14 protein-coding genes are annotated in these 16,110 nt (G+C 70.5%); 8 read left to right on the top strand and 6 right to left on the bottom strand.

The genetic code is table 11. The annotated features are described in order from the left end of the window. Positions 1-23 precede the first annotated feature (23 nt). Genes tkt through pgl form a run of 6 tightly spaced genes read left to right on the top strand, consistent with a single transcriptional unit; the run spans position 24 to position 8,175 of the window. On the top strand, positions 24-2,126 hold the full coding sequence (gene tkt, locus G3I65_RS34410) for a transketolase (RefSeq protein WP_160699795.1): 2,103 nt from the start codon (positions 24-26) through the stop codon (positions 2,124-2,126). A 17-nt stretch (positions 2,127-2,143) separates the two neighbouring features. Further along, the gene (gene tal / locus G3I65_RS34405) at positions 2,144-3,256 is read left to right on the top strand and encodes a transaldolase (protein ID WP_160699794.1); all 1,113 of its coding nucleotides are present in this window, start codon (positions 2,144-2,146) and stop codon (positions 3,254-3,256) included. A gap of 8 nt (positions 3,257-3,264) precedes the next feature. Further along, entirely contained in the window at positions 3,265-4,887 is a 1,623-nt protein-coding gene (locus G3I65_RS34400) for a glucose-6-phosphate isomerase (protein WP_160699793.1), read from the top strand. Further along, positions 4,884-6,407: a glucose-6-phosphate dehydrogenase gene (zwf, locus tag G3I65_RS34395; protein WP_086856722.1), complete on the top strand. Its 1,524-nt coding sequence runs from the start codon at positions 4,884-4,886 to the stop codon at positions 6,405-6,407. The genes G3I65_RS34400 and zwf overlap by 4 nt, the downstream gene beginning before the upstream one ends. Next, entirely contained in the window at positions 6,404-7,399 is a 996-nt protein-coding gene (gene opcA, locus G3I65_RS34390) for a glucose-6-phosphate dehydrogenase assembly protein OpcA (RefSeq protein ID WP_160699792.1), read from the top strand. Before zwf ends, opcA begins: the two co-directional genes overlap by 4 nt. Further along, a complete protein-coding gene (gene pgl / locus G3I65_RS34385; RefSeq protein WP_160699791.1) occupies positions 7,396-8,175 on the top strand; it encodes a 6-phosphogluconolactonase in 780 nt (259 codons plus the stop codon). The genes opcA and pgl overlap by 4 nt, the downstream gene beginning before the upstream one ends. 54 nt (positions 8,176-8,229) lie before the next feature. On the opposite strand, the gene G3I65_RS34380 is transcribed toward pgl, so the two are convergent. Further along, on the bottom strand, positions 8,230-8,793 hold the full coding sequence (locus G3I65_RS34380; protein WP_160699790.1) for a TetR/AcrR family transcriptional regulator: 564 nt from the start codon (positions 8,791-8,793) through the stop codon (positions 8,230-8,232). 125 nt (positions 8,794-8,918) lie between these two features. Here G3I65_RS34380 and G3I65_RS34375 point away from each other — a divergent pair, with 125 nt between their 5' ends. Together G3I65_RS34375 and G3I65_RS34370 are read left to right on the top strand one after the other, a co-directional pair. After that, positions 8,919-9,989 (top strand): NAD(P)/FAD-dependent oxidoreductase, encoded by a 1,071-nt coding sequence (locus G3I65_RS34375; protein ID WP_160699789.1) that lies wholly within the window; start codon positions 8,919-8,921, stop codon positions 9,987-9,989. A gap of 291 nt (positions 9,990-10,280) precedes the next feature. Then, the gene (locus G3I65_RS34370; protein WP_166640936.1) at positions 10,281-11,480 is read left to right on the top strand and encodes a sensor histidine kinase; all 1,200 of its coding nucleotides are present in this window, start codon (positions 10,281-10,283) and stop codon (positions 11,478-11,480) included. A gap of 254 nt (positions 11,481-11,734) precedes the next feature. Here G3I65_RS34370 and G3I65_RS34365 read toward each other — a convergent pair whose 3' ends face one another. The 5 genes from G3I65_RS34365 to gap all read right to left on the bottom strand — a co-directional run bounded on the left by G3I65_RS34365 (position 11,735) and on the right by gap (position 15,551). Then, positions 11,735-12,079, bottom strand: a complete 345-nt coding sequence (locus G3I65_RS34365; protein WP_086856717.1) for an RNA polymerase-binding protein RbpA — start codon at positions 12,077-12,079, stop codon at positions 11,735-11,737. A gap of 107 nt (positions 12,080-12,186) precedes the next feature. After that, positions 12,187-12,417 carry a preprotein translocase subunit SecG gene (gene secG / locus G3I65_RS34360; RefSeq protein ID WP_003071471.1) on the bottom strand — a complete coding sequence of 77 codons (231 nt, stop codon included), beginning with the start codon at positions 12,415-12,417 and terminating at the stop codon, positions 12,187-12,189. 127 nt (positions 12,418-12,544) lie between these two features. Then, positions 12,545-13,330, bottom strand: a complete 786-nt coding sequence (gene tpiA / locus G3I65_RS34355; protein ID WP_160699787.1) for a triose-phosphate isomerase — start codon at positions 13,328-13,330, stop codon at positions 12,545-12,547. Continuing rightward, positions 13,330-14,544, bottom strand: a complete 1,215-nt coding sequence (locus tag G3I65_RS34350; RefSeq protein WP_160699786.1) for a phosphoglycerate kinase — start codon at positions 14,542-14,544, stop codon at positions 13,330-13,332. Before G3I65_RS34350 ends, tpiA begins: the two co-directional genes overlap by 1 nt. A 5-nt stretch (positions 14,545-14,549) precedes the next feature. Next, complete coding sequence (gene gap / locus G3I65_RS34345; protein WP_086865673.1) at positions 14,550-15,551, bottom strand: type I glyceraldehyde-3-phosphate dehydrogenase; 1,002 nt, start codon at positions 15,549-15,551, stop codon at positions 14,550-14,552. Between the last annotated feature and the right edge of the window lie 559 nt (positions 15,552-16,110).

Genomic DNA, 16,110 nt, shown 5'->3' with positions numbered 1-16,110 from the left:
TCATGACCGGGAGTTGGAGTTCAGTGTCCGAAACCGCCACTACCAGCGAGAACAACCCGCTCCTCCGGCGCAATGTGCCCGCCGACTGGACCGACGCCGACACCCGCGCCGTGGACACCGTGCGGGTGCTCGCGGCCGACGCGGTCGAAAACTGTGGCAGTGGCCACCCCGGCACCGCGATGAGCCTGGCGCCGCTGGCCTACACGCTCTTCCAGCGCACGCTGCGTCACGACCCGAACGACCAGAACTGGCCGGGCCGCGACCGGTTCGTGCTCTCGGCGGGCCACTCGAGCCTCACCCTCTACATCCAGCTGTTCCTCGCCGGCTACGGCCTCGAGCTCGAGGACCTCAAGCAGCTGCGCAAGTGGGGCTCCAAGACCCCGGGCCACCCGGAGTACCGCCACACCGACGGCGTCGAGACCACGACCGGCCCGCTCGGGCAGGGCCTGGCCAACGCCGTGGGCATGGCGATGGCGGCCCGCCGCGAGCGCGGCCTGCTGGACCCGGACACCGCGCCCGGCGAGAGCATCTTCGACCACTACGTCTACGTCGTCGCTTCCGACGGCGACATCGAAGAGGGCGTGACCTCCGAGGCCTCGTCCATCGCGGGCCGCCAGGAGCTGGGCAACCTGATCGTCTTCTGGGACGACAACAAGATCTCGATCGAGGACGACACCAACATCGCGCTGTCCGAGGACACCGTCGCGCGCTACGAGGCCTACGGGTGGCACACCCAGGTCGTCGAGGGCGGCGAGGACGTCGTCGCGATCGAGGAGGCCATCAAGGCCGCCAAGGCCGAGACCGGCCGCCCGTCGTTCATCGCGCTGCGGACCGTCATCGGCTACCCGGCCCCGAAGAAGATGGGCACCGGCAAGGCGCACGGCGCCGCGCTGGGCGCCGAAGAGGTCGCCGCGGTCAAGGAGATCCTGGGCTTCGACCCGGAGCAGTCGTTCCAGGTCGAGGACGAGGTGCTCAAGCACACCCGCCAGGCGCTCGACCGCGGGAAGGCCGCGCACGCGGAGTGGACCAAGAAGTTCGAGGCGTGGGGCGCCGCGAACCCGGAGCGCAAGAAGCTGGCGGACCGCCTGTCCACCCGCACGCTGCCCGAGGGCTTCGCCGACAACCTGCCGAAGTGGGAGCCGGACGCCAAGGGCATCGCCACCCGCAAGGCCTCCGGTGAGGTGCTCAACGCCCTCGCCGAGCCGCTGCCGGAGCTGTGGGGCGGCTCGGCCGACCTGGCCGAGAGCAACAACACGACGATGAAGGGCGCCGACTCGTTCGGTCCCGAGAAGGCCGCCACCGAGATGTGGCAGGCCACCCCGTACGGCCGGACGCTGCACTTCGGCGTCCGCGAGCACGCCATGGGCTCGATCCTGAACGGGATCGCGCTGCACGGCGGCACCCGCCCGTACGGCGCGACGTTCCTCATCTTCTCCGACTACATGCGCCCGCCGGTCCGGCTGGCCGCGCTGATGAAGGCGCCGGTCACCTACGTGTGGACGCACGACTCGATCGGCCTCGGCGAGGACGGCCCGACGCACCAGCCGATCGAGCAGCTCTCCGCGCTGCGCGCGATCCCGGGCCTCAACGTCGTCCGCCCGGCGGACGCCAACGAGACCGCGTACGCGTGGAAGGCGGTCCTGGAGGACGTCCACCACCCGTCCGGCCTGGCGCTGACCCGCCAGAACGTGCCGGTGCTCGAGGGCACCAGCGCCGAGGGCGTCGCCAAGGGCGGGTACGTCCTGGCCGACTCCGACGGCACCCCGGACGTGGTCCTCATCGCCACCGGGTCCGAGGTCCAGCTGGCGGTCGAGGCGAAGAAGACCCTGGACGCCGACGGCGTCAAGGCGCGTGTCGTGTCCATGCCGTGCGTCGAGTGGTTCGACGCGCAGGACGCGGCCTACCGCGAATCCGTCATCCCGGCCGGTGTGAAGGCCCGCGTGTCCGTCGAGGCGGGCATCGCCCAGTCGTGGCACCGCTTCACCGGTGACGCCGGGGTGAACGTTTCGATCGAGCACTTCGGCGCCTCCGCCGATGCCGCCACACTGTTCCGTGAGTTCGGTTTCACCGCGGAAGCAGTCGTCGAGGCCGCGCGCCGCTCGATCCAGAACACCAAGAATTCCTGAAGGGGATGACGCAGCAAATGAGCAACGACAAGCTCGCGCAGCTGTCCGCGGCCGGTGTGTCGATCTGGCTCGACGACCTCTCGCGTGAACGCCTGAACACCGGCAACCTCGCCGACCTGATCCGCGACAAGCACGTCGTCGGCGTCACGACCAACCCGACGATCTTCGCGAACGCGATGTCGAAGGGTGACGCCTACGACGAGCGGACCCGTGAACTCGCCGCCCAGGGCGCCGACGTCGAGGCGACCATCCGCGACCTGACCACGACCGACGTGCGCAACGCCGCGGACCTGTTCCGCGACGTCTACAACGCCACCAACGGCGTCGACGGCCGCGTCTCCATCGAGGTCGACCCGCGCCTGGCCAAGGACACCGGCAAGACGGTGGCCGAGGCGAAGGACCTGTGGAAGACCGTCGACCGGCCGAACGTGCTGATCAAGATCCCGGCCACCGAAGAGGGCCTGCCGGCGATCACCGCCACGCTCGCCGAGGGCATCAGCGTCAACGTCACGCTGATCTTCTCCGTCGAGCGCTACAAGGCCGTCATCGAGGCCTTCTTCGCCGGGCTGGAGCAGGCCAAGGCCAACGGCCACGACCTGCGCGGCATCCACTCGGTCGCGTCGTTCTTCGTCTCCCGCGTGGACACCGAGATCGACAAGCGCCTGGACGCCATCGGCACCGACGAGGCGAAGGCCCTGCGCGGCAAGGCCGCCGTCGCCAACGCCCGGCTCGCCTACGCGGCCTTCGAGGAGCTGTTCGCTTCGGACCGCTGGAAGGCCCTCGCTGCCGACGGCGCCAACGCGCAGCGCCCGCTGTGGGCCTCGACCGGGGTGAAGAACCCGGACTACTCGCCGACGCTCTACGTCGACGACCTGGTGGTCAAGGACACCGTCAACACCATGCCGGAGAAGACGCTGGACGCCGTCGCGGAGCATGCTGACCTCAAGGGCGACCAGGTCACCGGGCGCGGCGCCGAGGCGCAGGAGGTCTTCGACAAGCTGTCGGCCGCCGGCATCGACATCACCGACGTCTTCCTGGTGCTGGAGAACGAAGGCGTCGAGAAGTTCGAGAAGTCGTGGACCGAGCTTCTGGAGACCGTGAACGGGCAGCTCGAGAAGGCGAAGGGCTGAAGCACGACATGACCACAGGTGAGAAGACCGGCGTCGAGATCGTGGACGCCGCACTGGCGGAGCGCGCCGCGCCGCTGGCCGGACAGCTGGTCGCCGACCAGGCTGCTTCGAAGCTGGCGGCACAGGACGCGACGCTCTGGGGGCCGGACGCCGAACCCGAGGCGTCGATCCGGCTGTCGTGGACGACGCTGCACAAGTCGTCGCGGCCGCTGATCGGCGAGATCGAGGCGCTGCGGACCGAGCTGCGGTCCGAAGGCGTCGACCGCGTCGTGCTGGCCGGCATGGGCGGTTCGTCGCTGGCGCCCGAGGTGATCACCGCGACCGACGGCGTGCCGCTGACCGTCCTCGACACCACCGACCCGGGCCAGGTCGCCGACGCGCTCGCCGGCGACCTCGAGCGCACGGTGATCGTGGTGTCGTCGAAGTCGGGCGGCACCGTCGAGACCGACAGCCACCGGCGGATCTTCGCGAAAGCGTTCGCCGACGCGGGGATCGACGCGGCGCGGCGGATCGTGGTCGTCACCGACCCGGGCTCGCCGTTCCAGGAACTGTCCGAAAAGGAGGGCTACCGCAAGGTCTTCCTCGCCGACCCGCACGTCGGCGGCCGCTACTCGGCGCTGACCGCGTTCGGGCTCGTCCCGGCCGGCCTCGCCGGCGCGGACGTCGCCCGGCTGCTCGACCAGGCCGCTTCGGTGGCCGAAGAGCTCGCCGCGGACGACGCGGCCAACCCGGCGGTCAAGCTGGCCGCCGCGTGGGCCGCCGCGCACGAAGCGGGCGCCGAGAAGGTCGTGCTGGCCGACACCGGTTCGGGCATCAAGGGCTTCCCCGACTGGGCGGAGCAGCTGATCGCCGAGTCCACCGGCAAGCAGGGCACCGGCCTGCTGCCGGTCGCGGTCGAGGGCCCGGAGGCGGCCGGCTTCGCCGACGCGAAGTCCGACGCCACGGCCACCGCGGTCGGCAGCCCGCAGGGCGCGGCGAAGATCGCCGTCACCGGCTCGCTCGGCGCGCAGTTCCTGCTGTGGGAGTTCGCCACCGCGCTCGCCGGCCGGCTGCTCGGGATCAACCCGTTCGACCAGCCCGATGTGGAAGCGGCCAAGAAGGCGGCCCGCGCGCTGCTGGACGACCCGGAGAAGCTGAAGGGCGGCGAGACCGCGTCCAATGTGGACGGTCCCGTCGAGATCTTCGGCAGCGACGGGGTTTCCACGGACGGCAGCCTGACCGACGTGCTGCGCGCGTTCTTCGCTTCGGCGCCGGACGCGGGCTACATCGCCGTGCAGGCCTACCTCGACCGGCTCGACGACGCCTCGACGGCGGTGCTGCGCGGCGAGATCGCCAAGCGCACCGGGAAGCAGACGACGTTCGGCTGGGGACCGCGGTTCCTGCACTCCACCGGCCAGTACCACAAGGGCGGCCACCAGAACGGCGTGTTCCTGCAGCTGACCGGCGCGGTCGAGCAGGACCTCGACGTGCCGGACCGGCCCTACACGCTGGGCCAGCTCCAGCACGCGCAGGCACTGGGTGACGGGCAGGTGCTCGCCGAGCACGGCCGCCCGGTGCTGCGCCTGCACCTGACCGACCGGGCCGCGGGCCTCGCGGCGGTCGTCCGCGCGGTACAGGAGGTCGGCGCATGACGTGGAGCAACCCCCTTCGCGATCCGCGGGACAAGCGGCTCCCCCGGATCGCCGGGCCGTCCAGCCTGGTGATCTTCGGTGTCACCGGCGACCTGGCCCGCAAGAAGCTGATGCCCGCCATCTACGACCTGGCCAACCGCGGGCTGCTGCCCGCGGGCTTCTCGCTCGTCGGGTTCGCCCGGCGCGACTGGGAGCACCAGGACTTCGGCGAGCTCGTGCACGACTCGGTCAAGGAGCACGCGCGGACGCCGTTCAAGGAGTCGGTGTGGAACCGGCTCGCCGAAGGCATCCGGTTCGTGCAGGGCACCTTCGACGACGACGACGCCTTCGACCGGCTCGCGCAGACGGTGAAGGACCTCGACCAGGAACGCGGCACCGGCGGCAACACCGCGTTCTACCTGTCGATCCCGCCGAGCGCGTTCCCGGTGGTGACCAAGCAGCTGGCCCGCTCCGGGCTGGCCAACGCCGACGACAAGACGTGGCGGCGCGTGGTCATCGAGAAGCCCTTCGGGCACGACCTGAAGAGCGCCGAAGAGCTGAACGCGATCGTCAACGACGTCTTCCCCGAGGAGTCGGTGTTCCGCATCGACCACTACCTCGGCAAGGAGACGGTGCAGAACATCCTGGCGCTGCGCTTCGCGAACCAGCTGTTCGAGCCGATCTGGAACGCCAACTTCGTCGACCACGTGCAGATCACCATGGCCGAGGACATCGGCCTCGGCGGCCGCGCGGGGTACTACGACGGCATCGGCGCCGCCCGGGACGTCATCCAGAACCACCTGCTGCAGCTGCTGGCCTTCACCGCGATGGAGGAGCCGCTGTCGTTCGAGCCGCGGGCCCTGCGCGCGGAGAAGATCAAGGTGCTCTCGGGCACCAAGCCGCTCGGGCCGCTGAACAAGACGAGCGCGCGCGGCCAGTACGCGGGCGGCTGGCAGGGCGGCACGAAGGTGCCGGGCCTGCTGCAGGAAGAGGGTTTCGCGAAGGACTCGAAGACCGAGACCTACGCGGCGGTGACCCTCGAGGTGCAGAACCGCCGCTGGGCCGGGGTGCCGTTCTACCTGCGCACCGGCAAGCGGCTCGGCCGCCGCGTCACCGAGATCGCCGTCGTGTTCAAGCGGGCGCCGCACCTGCCGTTCGACTCGACGTCGACCGAGGAGCTGGGGCAGAACGCCCTGGTCATCCGGGTGCAGCCGGACGAGGGCATCACCCTGCGGTTCGGCTCGAAGGTGCCGGGGACCACGATGGAGGTCCGCGACGTCACGATGGACTTCGGCTACGGCCACGCGTTCACCGAGTCCTCCCCCGAGGCCTACGAGCGCCTGATCCTCGACGTCCTGCTGGGCGAGCCGTCGCTGTTCCCGGTGAACGAAGAGGTCGAGCTGTCCTGGAAGATCCTGGACCCGATCCTGGAGCACTGGGCCAAGGAAGGCGCGCCCGAGCAGTACCCGCCGGGCACCTGGGGGCCGCCGTCCGCCGACGAAATGCTGGAGCGCACCGGCCGGAAATGGAGGCGCCCGTGATCATCGACCTGCCGTCCACCACGACTTCGGCGTTGAACAAGAAGCTGGTGGAGATCCGCGAACAGGGTGGGCAAGTGGCGCTCGGGCGGGTGCTGACGCTGGTCATCGTGGCCGACGACGACGCCCACCTCGAAGAGGCGATCGAAGCGGCCAACGGCGCCAGCCGCGAGCACCCGTCGCGGGTGATCGTGGTGGCCAAGGGCGCCCGCACCGCGGCCCCGCGCATCGACGGCCAGATCCGCGTCGGCGGCGACGCCGGCGCGAGCGAGGTCATCGTGCTGCGGCTCTACGGCCCGCTGGCCTCGCAGGGCCAGAGCGCGGTGGTGCCGCTGCTGCTGCCGGACGCGCCGATCGTCTGCTGGTGGCCGGGTGCCGGCCCGAAGGACCCGGCGAACGACCCGCTGGGCCAGCTGGCGCAGCGCCGGATCACCGACTCCGCCGCGGAGAAGAGCCCGGTCCGGGCCCTGACCGCGCGCGCGAAGGCGTACACCGCGGGCGACACCGACCTGGCGTGGACCCGGCTGACCCGCTGGCGGGCGCAGCTGGTGTCGGCGCTGGACCTGCCGCCGTTCGAGAAGATCACCGGGGCGACGGTGACCGGCGAGGCCGACTCGCCGTCCACCGAGCTGCTGGCCGGCTGGCTGGCGGAGTACCTGAAGGCGCCGGTGAAGCGCGTGAAGAGCGCGGGCGCGGCCGGGATCATCTCGGTGACCCTGGACCGCCGCTCCGGGCCGGTGGAGCTGCACCGCCCGGACGGCCGCGTCGGCACGCTGACCCAGCCGGGCCAGCCGACCCGCCGGATCGCGCTGCAGCGCCGCAACAACCAGGACTGCCTGATCGAGGAGCTCCGCCGGCTCGACCCGGACGAGATCTACGAGGCGGCCCTGCACGGCCTGGGCAAGATCGCCACGGGCACCAACGGCAAGACGGGAGCCCCGCCGAAGGCCGACGTCACGTCCCCCGCCGCCGCGGCGGCCGGAGCCAAGAAATGAGCAAGACCGAAGTAGTCGTCTACGCGAACCAGGACCTCCTGGCCGCCGCGGCGGCCGCCCGGCTGGTCACGCGGCTGGTGGACGTCCAGGCGGCCAAGGGCACGGCGTCCCTGGTGCTGACCGGCGGCGGGACGGGCATCGCGGTGCTGTCGGAGCTGCGCGCTTCGGCGGCCCGCGACGCGATCGACTGGTCCCGCCTGGACATCTACTGGGGCGACGAGCGGTTCGTCCCGGCGGATTCGGACGAGCGGAACGAGAAGCAGGCCCGCGAAGCGCTGCTGGACCACGTGCCGCTGGACCCGAAGCGGATCCACGCGATCGCGGCGTCCGACGGCGAGTTCGGTGACGACGTCGACGCGGCGGCGGCGTCGTACGCCTCGGTGCTGGCGGACAACGCCGGCCCGGAGGACCACGGCAACGTCCCGACGTTCGACATCATGCTGCTGGGCCTCGGCGGCGAGGGCCACACGGCGTCGGTGTTCCCGGAGTCGCCCGCGGTGTACGAGTCCGAGCGTTCGGTGGTGGCGGTGCGCAACTGCCCGAAGCCGCCGCCGACACGGGTTTCGCTGACGCTGCCGGCGATCCGGCAGGCGCGGGACGTGTGGCTGATGACGGCGGGTTCGGCGAAGGCCGACGCGGTGGCGCTGGCGCTTTCGGGCGCCGGGGAAGTCCAGCTGCCGGTGGCCGGGGCCCGCGGGCACCGGCGGACGCTGTGGCTGCTGGACCGGTCCGCGGCGGGCAAGCTGACGAAGGTGTACCAGCCGCCCACGGCGTGAGCTCGTTCCGGTGAAGGCCCTCTGCTCCGGCAGGGGGCCTTCACTTTTTCCGGCTCAATCCGTGCGCCAGCCGCGCTCCAGGCAGCCGAAGATCTCCTCCGCGGCCCAGCGGGGGTTTTCGTGGGCCGTGATCAGGTCGCGCGAGGCGAGGGCGAACCTCGCCAGTGCCGCGGACCGGACGTCGCCCGCCGGCGCGCCCGACTCCGCCGCGATGGCGTCGGCCAGCGCCGTCTCGTGGCGCATCCACATGCGCCTGCCGTACTCGCGCAGGGCCGGGGTGCTCTCGATCAGGCGCAGGAATTCCTCGTCCGGGCCGCCGTCGGAAACGTCGCGGAGGATGTGCTTGCGCAGCGCGTCCACGATCGTGTGGCCCGGCGGGCGGCCGTGGACGGCGGCGACCAGGGCCGCCTCGATGTCGTCGTCCTGGTCGAAGAGCAGCGCTTCCTTGCTGGGGAAGTACTTGAACAGCGTCGTGACCGAGACGTCGGCGGCGTCCGCGACCTCCTTCACCCCGACCTCGTCGTAGCCGCGTTCGAGGAACAGCTTCAGCGCGGCGTCGGCGAGCGCCTGCCGCGTCTGGGCCTTCTTGCGCTCGCGGCGCCCGATCACTTCGGTCATGGCACCAGCCTACGTGATGGTGAACTCACTTCAAAAGTTTAGTCGTTGCACTTTTTGAGTCACTATGCTTTTCTGGGTTCAGGCCGCCGGACCAGCCGGTGGCCCCGAACTTCCCGGGGGAAGCCATGAACTCCATCGCGATCGCCGGCGCCGGCCTCGGCGGCCTGGCCTGTGCCCGCGTCCTGCAGCTGCACGGCGTCGACGTCACCGTCTTCGAACAAGAAGCGTCGGCCGAAGCCCGTCCCCAGGGCGGCACGCTCGACATGCACGGCGACACCGGCCAGGTCGCCCTGCGCACCGCCGGCCTGTACGACCGGTTCCGCGACCTCGCCCGCCCCGAGGGTCAGCAGATGCGCGCCCTCGACCCGCACACCGCGGAGGTCGTCATCGACGAAACCCCCGACGGCGACTTCCGCCCCGAAATCGACCGCGGCCAGCTCCGCGGCCTCCTCCTCGACTCGCTCGCACCCGGCACCATCCGCTGGGGACAGGCGATCACCGACGTCGCCGGCGGACGGCTGACGTTCGACGGCGGCGAGACCCGGGACTTCGACCTCGTGGTCGGCGCGGACGGCGCGTGGTCCCGCGTCCGCCGGGCCCTGACCGGCGTCCGGCCGGTCTACAGCGGGGTCACGTTCGTCGAGTTCGGCCACGACGCCTCATCGGACCTCGCGGCGCTGACCGGCCGGGGCACGATGGTGACCAAGGTGGGCGGGCACGCGCTCTTCGCGCAGCGCACGAGCAACGGCGACGTCCGCTGCTACGCCGTGTTCTACGCGCCCGAGGACTGGCATGCCGGCCTCGACTTCGCCGACACCGCCGCCGTGCGCGCCGACCTGCTCGAGCGCTACGCCGGCTGGCACCCGGACGTGCTCCGGTTCCTGGCCGACGTCGAGGGCGGGTTCATCCACCGGCCGCTGCACGTGCTGCCGGTCCCCCACGCGTGGACGCACACGCCGGGCCTCACCCTGCTCGGCGACGCGGCCCACCTGATGCCGCCGCTCGGGGTCGGCGCGAACCTCGCCCTCCTCGACGGCACCGAGCTCGCGACCGCGCTGGCGACGGCACCGAGCGTCGACGAGGCGGTCATGGCCTACGAGGCCGGGATGCTGCCGCGGTCGATCGAGACCGCGAAGGCGTGCGCGAGCGGCCTCGACGACCTGCTCAGCGACGACCTCAACTCGATGGCGGCCTGAAGAACTTCCGCCGGACGGCCACACGTGGGTAACATGATTCCCACGATGTGGTCGTCCGAGTACACGCAGAGCAGCACTTGCTCCACTCTGAGTAGCACCCTGGCGCGACCTTCCCCCTTTTGGACCAAGTCGTTACGGAATCCGGACGCCGGAACACCGACGGCGGGTGAAACTTACTGTCTTCGTACGCGACCTCGTTAGCATCCGCACATTTGTTCGTTGCTGCGCGTCCCGATCGGGCCCTGAGCACCTCTCACCAACAAGTCCACAAGACGAATGGGGTCGCCAGCGATGAGTACAGAGGGACTCTCGATTCCAGGCATCTCGATCGCGAGCTCGGGGCCGTCGGCCGCCGAGCGGGTTCGAAAGCGGGGGCTGAGCGTGTTCGGCTCACTACCCCGGCCCGCCGTGGTCACGTTCGCCATCGAGGCGGCCGCGGTCATCCTGGCAGTGCTCGACGTCTGGCTGGTGATCCCCGAGAAGGCCCAGCCGTACTCGATCTGGCTCTCCGGCGCCGCCTGCCTCGCGGTGGTGTTCCGGCGGAAGTTCCCGTTCCTCGCGGTGCTCGTCGCGGTCCCAGGCTTCCTGGCCGGCTGGGCGCAGCTCGCCTCGATGATCACGCTCGGCATGCTCGCCACCCGCCGCCAGCTGCACTGGCAGACCTGGGTCGGCGCGGCGCTGGTGTGGATCTGCCGGTTCGTGCAGTGGCCCCTGGAGGACTTCGCCGAGCTCAGCTGGCGTGAGCACATCCTCGACGGCATCTACGGCGTCCTCGTCGCCGGCATGCCGATCGCGATCGGCCTCCTCATCGGGGCGCGGGCCGAGGTCGCGAACAAGCTCGCCGAGCTGGCCACGAGCCGCGACCGCGAGCGCCGCTTCCACGCCGACGCCGTCCGCGCCGAAGAGCGCGCCCGGCTGGCCCGCGAGATGCACGACGTGGTGTCCCACCAGATCACCCTGATCGCCATGCAGGCCGGCGCGCTGCAGGCCCAGACGTCGGACGACCGGGCCCAGGAGACCGCGCAGGTCATCCGGACGCTGTCGAAGCGGACGCTCGAGGAACTGCGCTCGCTGCTGAGCGTGCTGCGCGCGGGCGCCGACGACGACGGCCCGCGTCCCGGCATCAACGACCTCGACCGGCTGATCCGGACGTCGGAGGTCCCGGTGCACCTGTCCGTGGAGCACCTCCCGGAAGCCCTCCCCAACCAGGTCTCGGCGGCGGCTTACCGGACAGTCCAGGAGTGCCTGACGAACGTCCACAAGCACGCCCCGGGCGCGACGGCGACCATCCGCATCCAGGGTGAGCACGGCGCACTCAAGATCGAGGTCCGCAACGAGCGCGCGAGCCGGCCGGGCGAGTCACTCCCTTCGGGAGGTCACGGGCTGACCGGTCTGGCCGAGCGGGCCCGCCTGCTGGGCGGCAGTTTCGAGACGTCGAAGTCGAAGGACGGCGGCTTCCGGGTGCGGGCCCGGTACCCGCTGGACCGTTGACGCCGCGCTGAGCAGCCCCCGTTTTCCAGGCTAGCCCTGAGGACCGACAGTTCCGGGGTTCGCACGTAGTGAATGACTCATTCCTGTCGTCAGACGACATGAATGAGTCATTCACGTCGTCCCGGCCGGCGACGTTCCGCGAGCGCGCGGAACTGTCGGTGCCTCCCGGTAGCGTGGAAAACGGGGGCTGCTCAGTCCCGGGCGCGCGAAAAACCACCCCGAGGTGTCCCGGGGTGGTTTTGGGCCCGAACTGCTTAGAGGATTTCCCGGCGCTTGCGCAGGCGTTCCAGCGCCTCCGCCAGGATGGCCTCGCCGTCGGAGTCGCTGCGGCGCTCCTTGACGTAGGCCAGGTGCGTCTTGTAGGGCTCGGTCCGCGGCGCGGCCGGCGGGTTCTTCTCGTCCTGCCCGCCCGGGAGCCCGCAGCGGGGGCAGTCCCACTCGTCGGGGATTTCCGCGTCGAGCGCGAACGACGGCCGGGCCTCGTGGCCGTTGGCGCACCAATAAGCTACGCGGCGCCGCGGCGCCGATTCACCCCGTTCCGATTCGCCCGTAGGACCGGCACCCACCCTGGTGCCCCGAATCGCGTTACCGCCAACCATGAATCCTCACACCTAGGAATCGGCGGCGCGCCCCCCTATAGGCACGCCGAATCGCGCGTTCCGCCGTCGGATCCGGTCGCGATCGCGGCGGCGAGACGCCGGACGCGTCACACCTTGAGCAGCAGACCCAGGCCCACGATGCTGATCAGCCAGACCGCGCCCAGCAGCAGGGTGATCCGGTCGAGGTTCTTCTCGGCCACGCTCGACCCGGCCAGGCTCGACTGCATCCCACCGCCGAACAGCGACGACAGGCCACCGCCCCGGCCACGGTGCAGCAGCACGGCGACCACCAGCAGGACGCTGGAGACGATCAACAGGATTTGCAGGAACAGCTTCATGTCATCCTCTGGGCTCTAGGAGAATGCAGGGGTACGGCATGGTCGTTTCCGACCTCCACCGTACCCCTGGACTCGTCCACTGCTGTGTGACGGACCGGATACACAGGTTACCCGGTCGTGGCCTCGATCAGGGCAGCGGCCCGCCCGCGGCGAGTGCGCAGAGTTTCGTGAACTCCTCGCCGTCGAGGCTCGCTCCGCCGACCAGGGCCCCGTCGATGTTCTCGCAGGCCACCAGCTCGCTGATGTTGCCCGACTTCACCGACCCCCCGTAGAGCACCCGGACGGACGAAGCGACCTCGTCGCCGTACTTCTCCTGGAGGGTGGCCCGGATGGCCTTGCAGACCTCTTCGGCGTCGGCCGAGGAGGCCACCTTGCCGGTGCCGATCGCCCAGACCGGCTCGTACGCGACGACCACGCTCTGGACCTGCTCGGCCTTGAGGCCCTTCAGTCCCTCGATCAGCTGCGTCGTGGTGTGGTGGATGTGCTCGCCGGCCTCGCGGACCTCGAGCTTCTCCCCGATGCAGAGGATCGGCGTGATGCCGTGCTTGAGCGCGGCCTTGACCTTCTTGTTGACCAGCTCGTCGGTCTCGGCGTGGTACTCGCGCCGCTCCGAGTGCCCGACGGCGACGAACTTGCAGCCCAGCTTCGCCAGCATCAGGCCCGACACGTCACCGGTGTAGGCACCCGAGTCCTGCGGCGCGATGTCCTGGGCGCCGTAGGTGAGCGACAGCTTGTCGCCGTCGACCAGGGTCTGCACGCTGCGGATGTCGGTGAACGGCGGCAGCACCGCCACGTCGACCTTCGCGTAGTACTTCTCCGGCAGCGCGAAGGCGATCTTCTGGACGAGCGCGATCGCCTCGAGGTGGTTCTGGTTCATCTTCCAGTTGCCGGCGATGAACGGCTTGCGTGCCACTAGTTCTTCTCCTCCAGGGCCGTCACGCCCGGCAGTTCCTTGCCCTCGAGGTACTCCAGCGAGGCGCCGCCACCGGTGGAGATGTGCGAGAAGCCGTCTTCGGGCAGGCCCAGCTGCCGCACCGCGGCCGCCGAGTCGCCGCCGCCGACCACGGTGAAGGCGTCGCTCTTCACGAGCGCCTCCGCGACCGCACGCGTGCCACCGGAGAAGGCCTCGAACTCGAACACGCCCATCGGGCCGTTCCAGAACACGGTCTTGGCGTCGGCCAGCTTGCCGGCGAACAGCTCCCGGCTCTTCGGGCCGATGTCCAGCCCCTGGCGGTCGGCCGGGATCGCGGTGGCTTCGACGACCTCGTTCTCCGCGTCGGCGGCGAACTCGGTCGCGGCGAGCACGTCGACCGGCAGGACCAGTTCGACGCCGCGCTTCTCGGCCTCGGCGAGGAAGCCCTTGACCTGGTCGAGCTGGTCGGCCTGCAGCAGCGACTGGCCGACCTCGTGGCCCTGGGCCTTGAGGAAGGTGTACGCCATGCCGCCGCCGATGAGCAGCCGGTCGACCTTGGTCAGCAGGTTCGCGATGACGCCGAGCTTGTCGGACACCTTCGCGCCGCCGAGCACGACCACGTACGGCCGCTGGACGTCGTCGGTCAGCTTCTTCAGCACGTCCAGCTCGGCCAGCACCAGGCCGCCCGCGTACGCCGGGAGCACCGACGCGACCTCGTAGACCGAGGCCTGCTTGCGGTGGACGACGCCGAAGCCGTCGGAGACGAACGCGCCGCCGGGCACGAGCGCGCCCAGCTCGGCGGCCAGCTCGGAGCGGTCCACGGCGTCCTTGCTGGTCTCGCGCGCGTCGAAGCGCACGTTCTCCAGCAGGACGACACCGCCGTCGGCCAGGCCGCCGGTCAGCGCCTTCGCGGACTCGCCGACCAGGTCACCGGCCAGCGCGACCTCGGCACCGAGCAGCTCGGAGAGCCGCTTGGCGACGGGCGCGAGGGTGTACTTCGGGTCCGGCTCGCCCTTGGGGCGGCCGAGGTGCGCGGTGACGACGACCTTGGCGCCCGCGTCGGCGAGCTTCTTGATCGTCGGCAGCGCGGCGCGGACCCGGCCGTCGTCGGTGATGCGATCCCCGTCGAGCGGGACGTTCAGGTCGGACCGCACGAGCACGTACCGGCCCTGAACGCCCTCGCCCAGCAGGTCGTCGAGGTTCTTGACGGACATCCGGCTCAGAGCTTCGAACCGACGAGCTTGATCAGGTCCGCGAGGCGGTTGGAGTAGCCCCACTCGTTGTCGTACCAGCCGACGACCTTGACCTGGTTGCCGATGACCTTGGTCAGCGGCGAGTCGTAGATGCAGGACGCCGGGTCGGTGACGATGTCCGAGGACACGATCGGGTCGACCGAGTAGCGCAGGATGCCGGCGAGGGGACCCTCGGCGGCGGCCTTGTAGGCGGCGTTGATCTCGTCGACCGTGGCGGACTTCTTCAGGGTCACGGTGAGGTCGGTGGCCGAACCGGTCGGGACCGGGACGCGCAGCGCGTAGCCGTCCAGCTTGCCCAGCAGCTCCGGCAGCACGAGGCCGATCGCCTTGGCGGCACCGGTCGAGGCCGGCACGACGTTCAGCGCGGCGGCGCGGGCGCGGCGGAGGTCCTTGTGCGGGCCGTCCTGCAGGTTCTGGTCCTGCGTGTACGCGTGGATCGTGGTCATCAGGCCCTGCTCGATGCCGAACTCGTCGTTCAGCACCTTGGCCAGCGGGCCGAGGCAGTTGGTGGTGCAGGACGCGTTGGAGATGATGACCTGCGAGCCGTCGTACTTGTCGTCGTTGACGCCGAGGACGACGGTCAGGTCCTCGCCCTTGGCGGGCGCGGAGATGATGACCTTCTTGGCACCGCCGGCGATGTGCGCCTTGGCGGCGTCGGCGTTGGTGAAGAAGCCGGTCGACTCGACGACGACGTCCACGCCCAGGTCACCCCAGGGCAGGTTGGCCGGGTCGCGCTCGGCGAGGGCCTTGATGGTCTTGCCGTCCACGACGATGCCCTCGTCGCTGACGCTGACCTCACCCGGGAACCGGCCCAGGATGGAGTCGTACTTCAACAGGTGGGCCATGGTGGCGACGTCGCCGAGGTCGTTGAACGCGACCACCTCGATGTCGTGGCCGCTCGCCTTGACGGCGCGGAAGAAGTTGCGGCCGATCCGGCCGAAGCCGTTGACACCTACGCGAACGGTCACTGCTGCCACTCCTCTGAGGATCGGCCGGGGCGTCCGGCCGTGACTTGCGGGCTCGCGGCAACCCTAGCGTGCGGGCATGCGCGTCCCTGACTGCCCTGACGAGACTTCCACCACTTGGCGAACGGGTCAAGAATCGATTAAGAAGCCTGGTGATTTTGCTGGAGTTCCGGAGGGTGGACCACGGCGGACCAAAGGGGGCGGGCGGTTCGGGGGCCGGGACCGGTTCCGGCTGGGTGTGCGGGGTGCGGTGGGTGTTCGCCGGTCTTCGATGAGGGGCGGGATTTGGTGACTGGATCGATTCAGGGAAGCGTGGGTTTCGGGGCGGGTTTCGGGGGTGGAGTTGGGGCGGTTCGGGGCTGGGGTGAGGTCCATGACTCGACCGATCCAGGGACAGGTGGAGCGGCGGGTGCACCCGGGTGAGGGGTCTCGGCGGACGGCTCGGCGACCGCCGCGAGGGGCCTCGGCGCCGACTGCCGGAGGGTTCGGCGCCCGGCACGGCAGGGTCCGGGCACGGCAGGGCTCATTGCGCGCCGCGAGGGGCTCGGCGTGGCGGGGTTCG

The organism is Amycolatopsis sp. SID8362, from assembly GCF_010550475.1.
Lineage (GTDB): Bacteria > Actinomycetota > Actinomycetes > Mycobacteriales > Pseudonocardiaceae > Amycolatopsis > Amycolatopsis eburnea.
The sequence above is the reverse complement of the archived record's forward strand: the minus strand, read 5'-3'. Positions and strand labels throughout refer to the sequence as shown.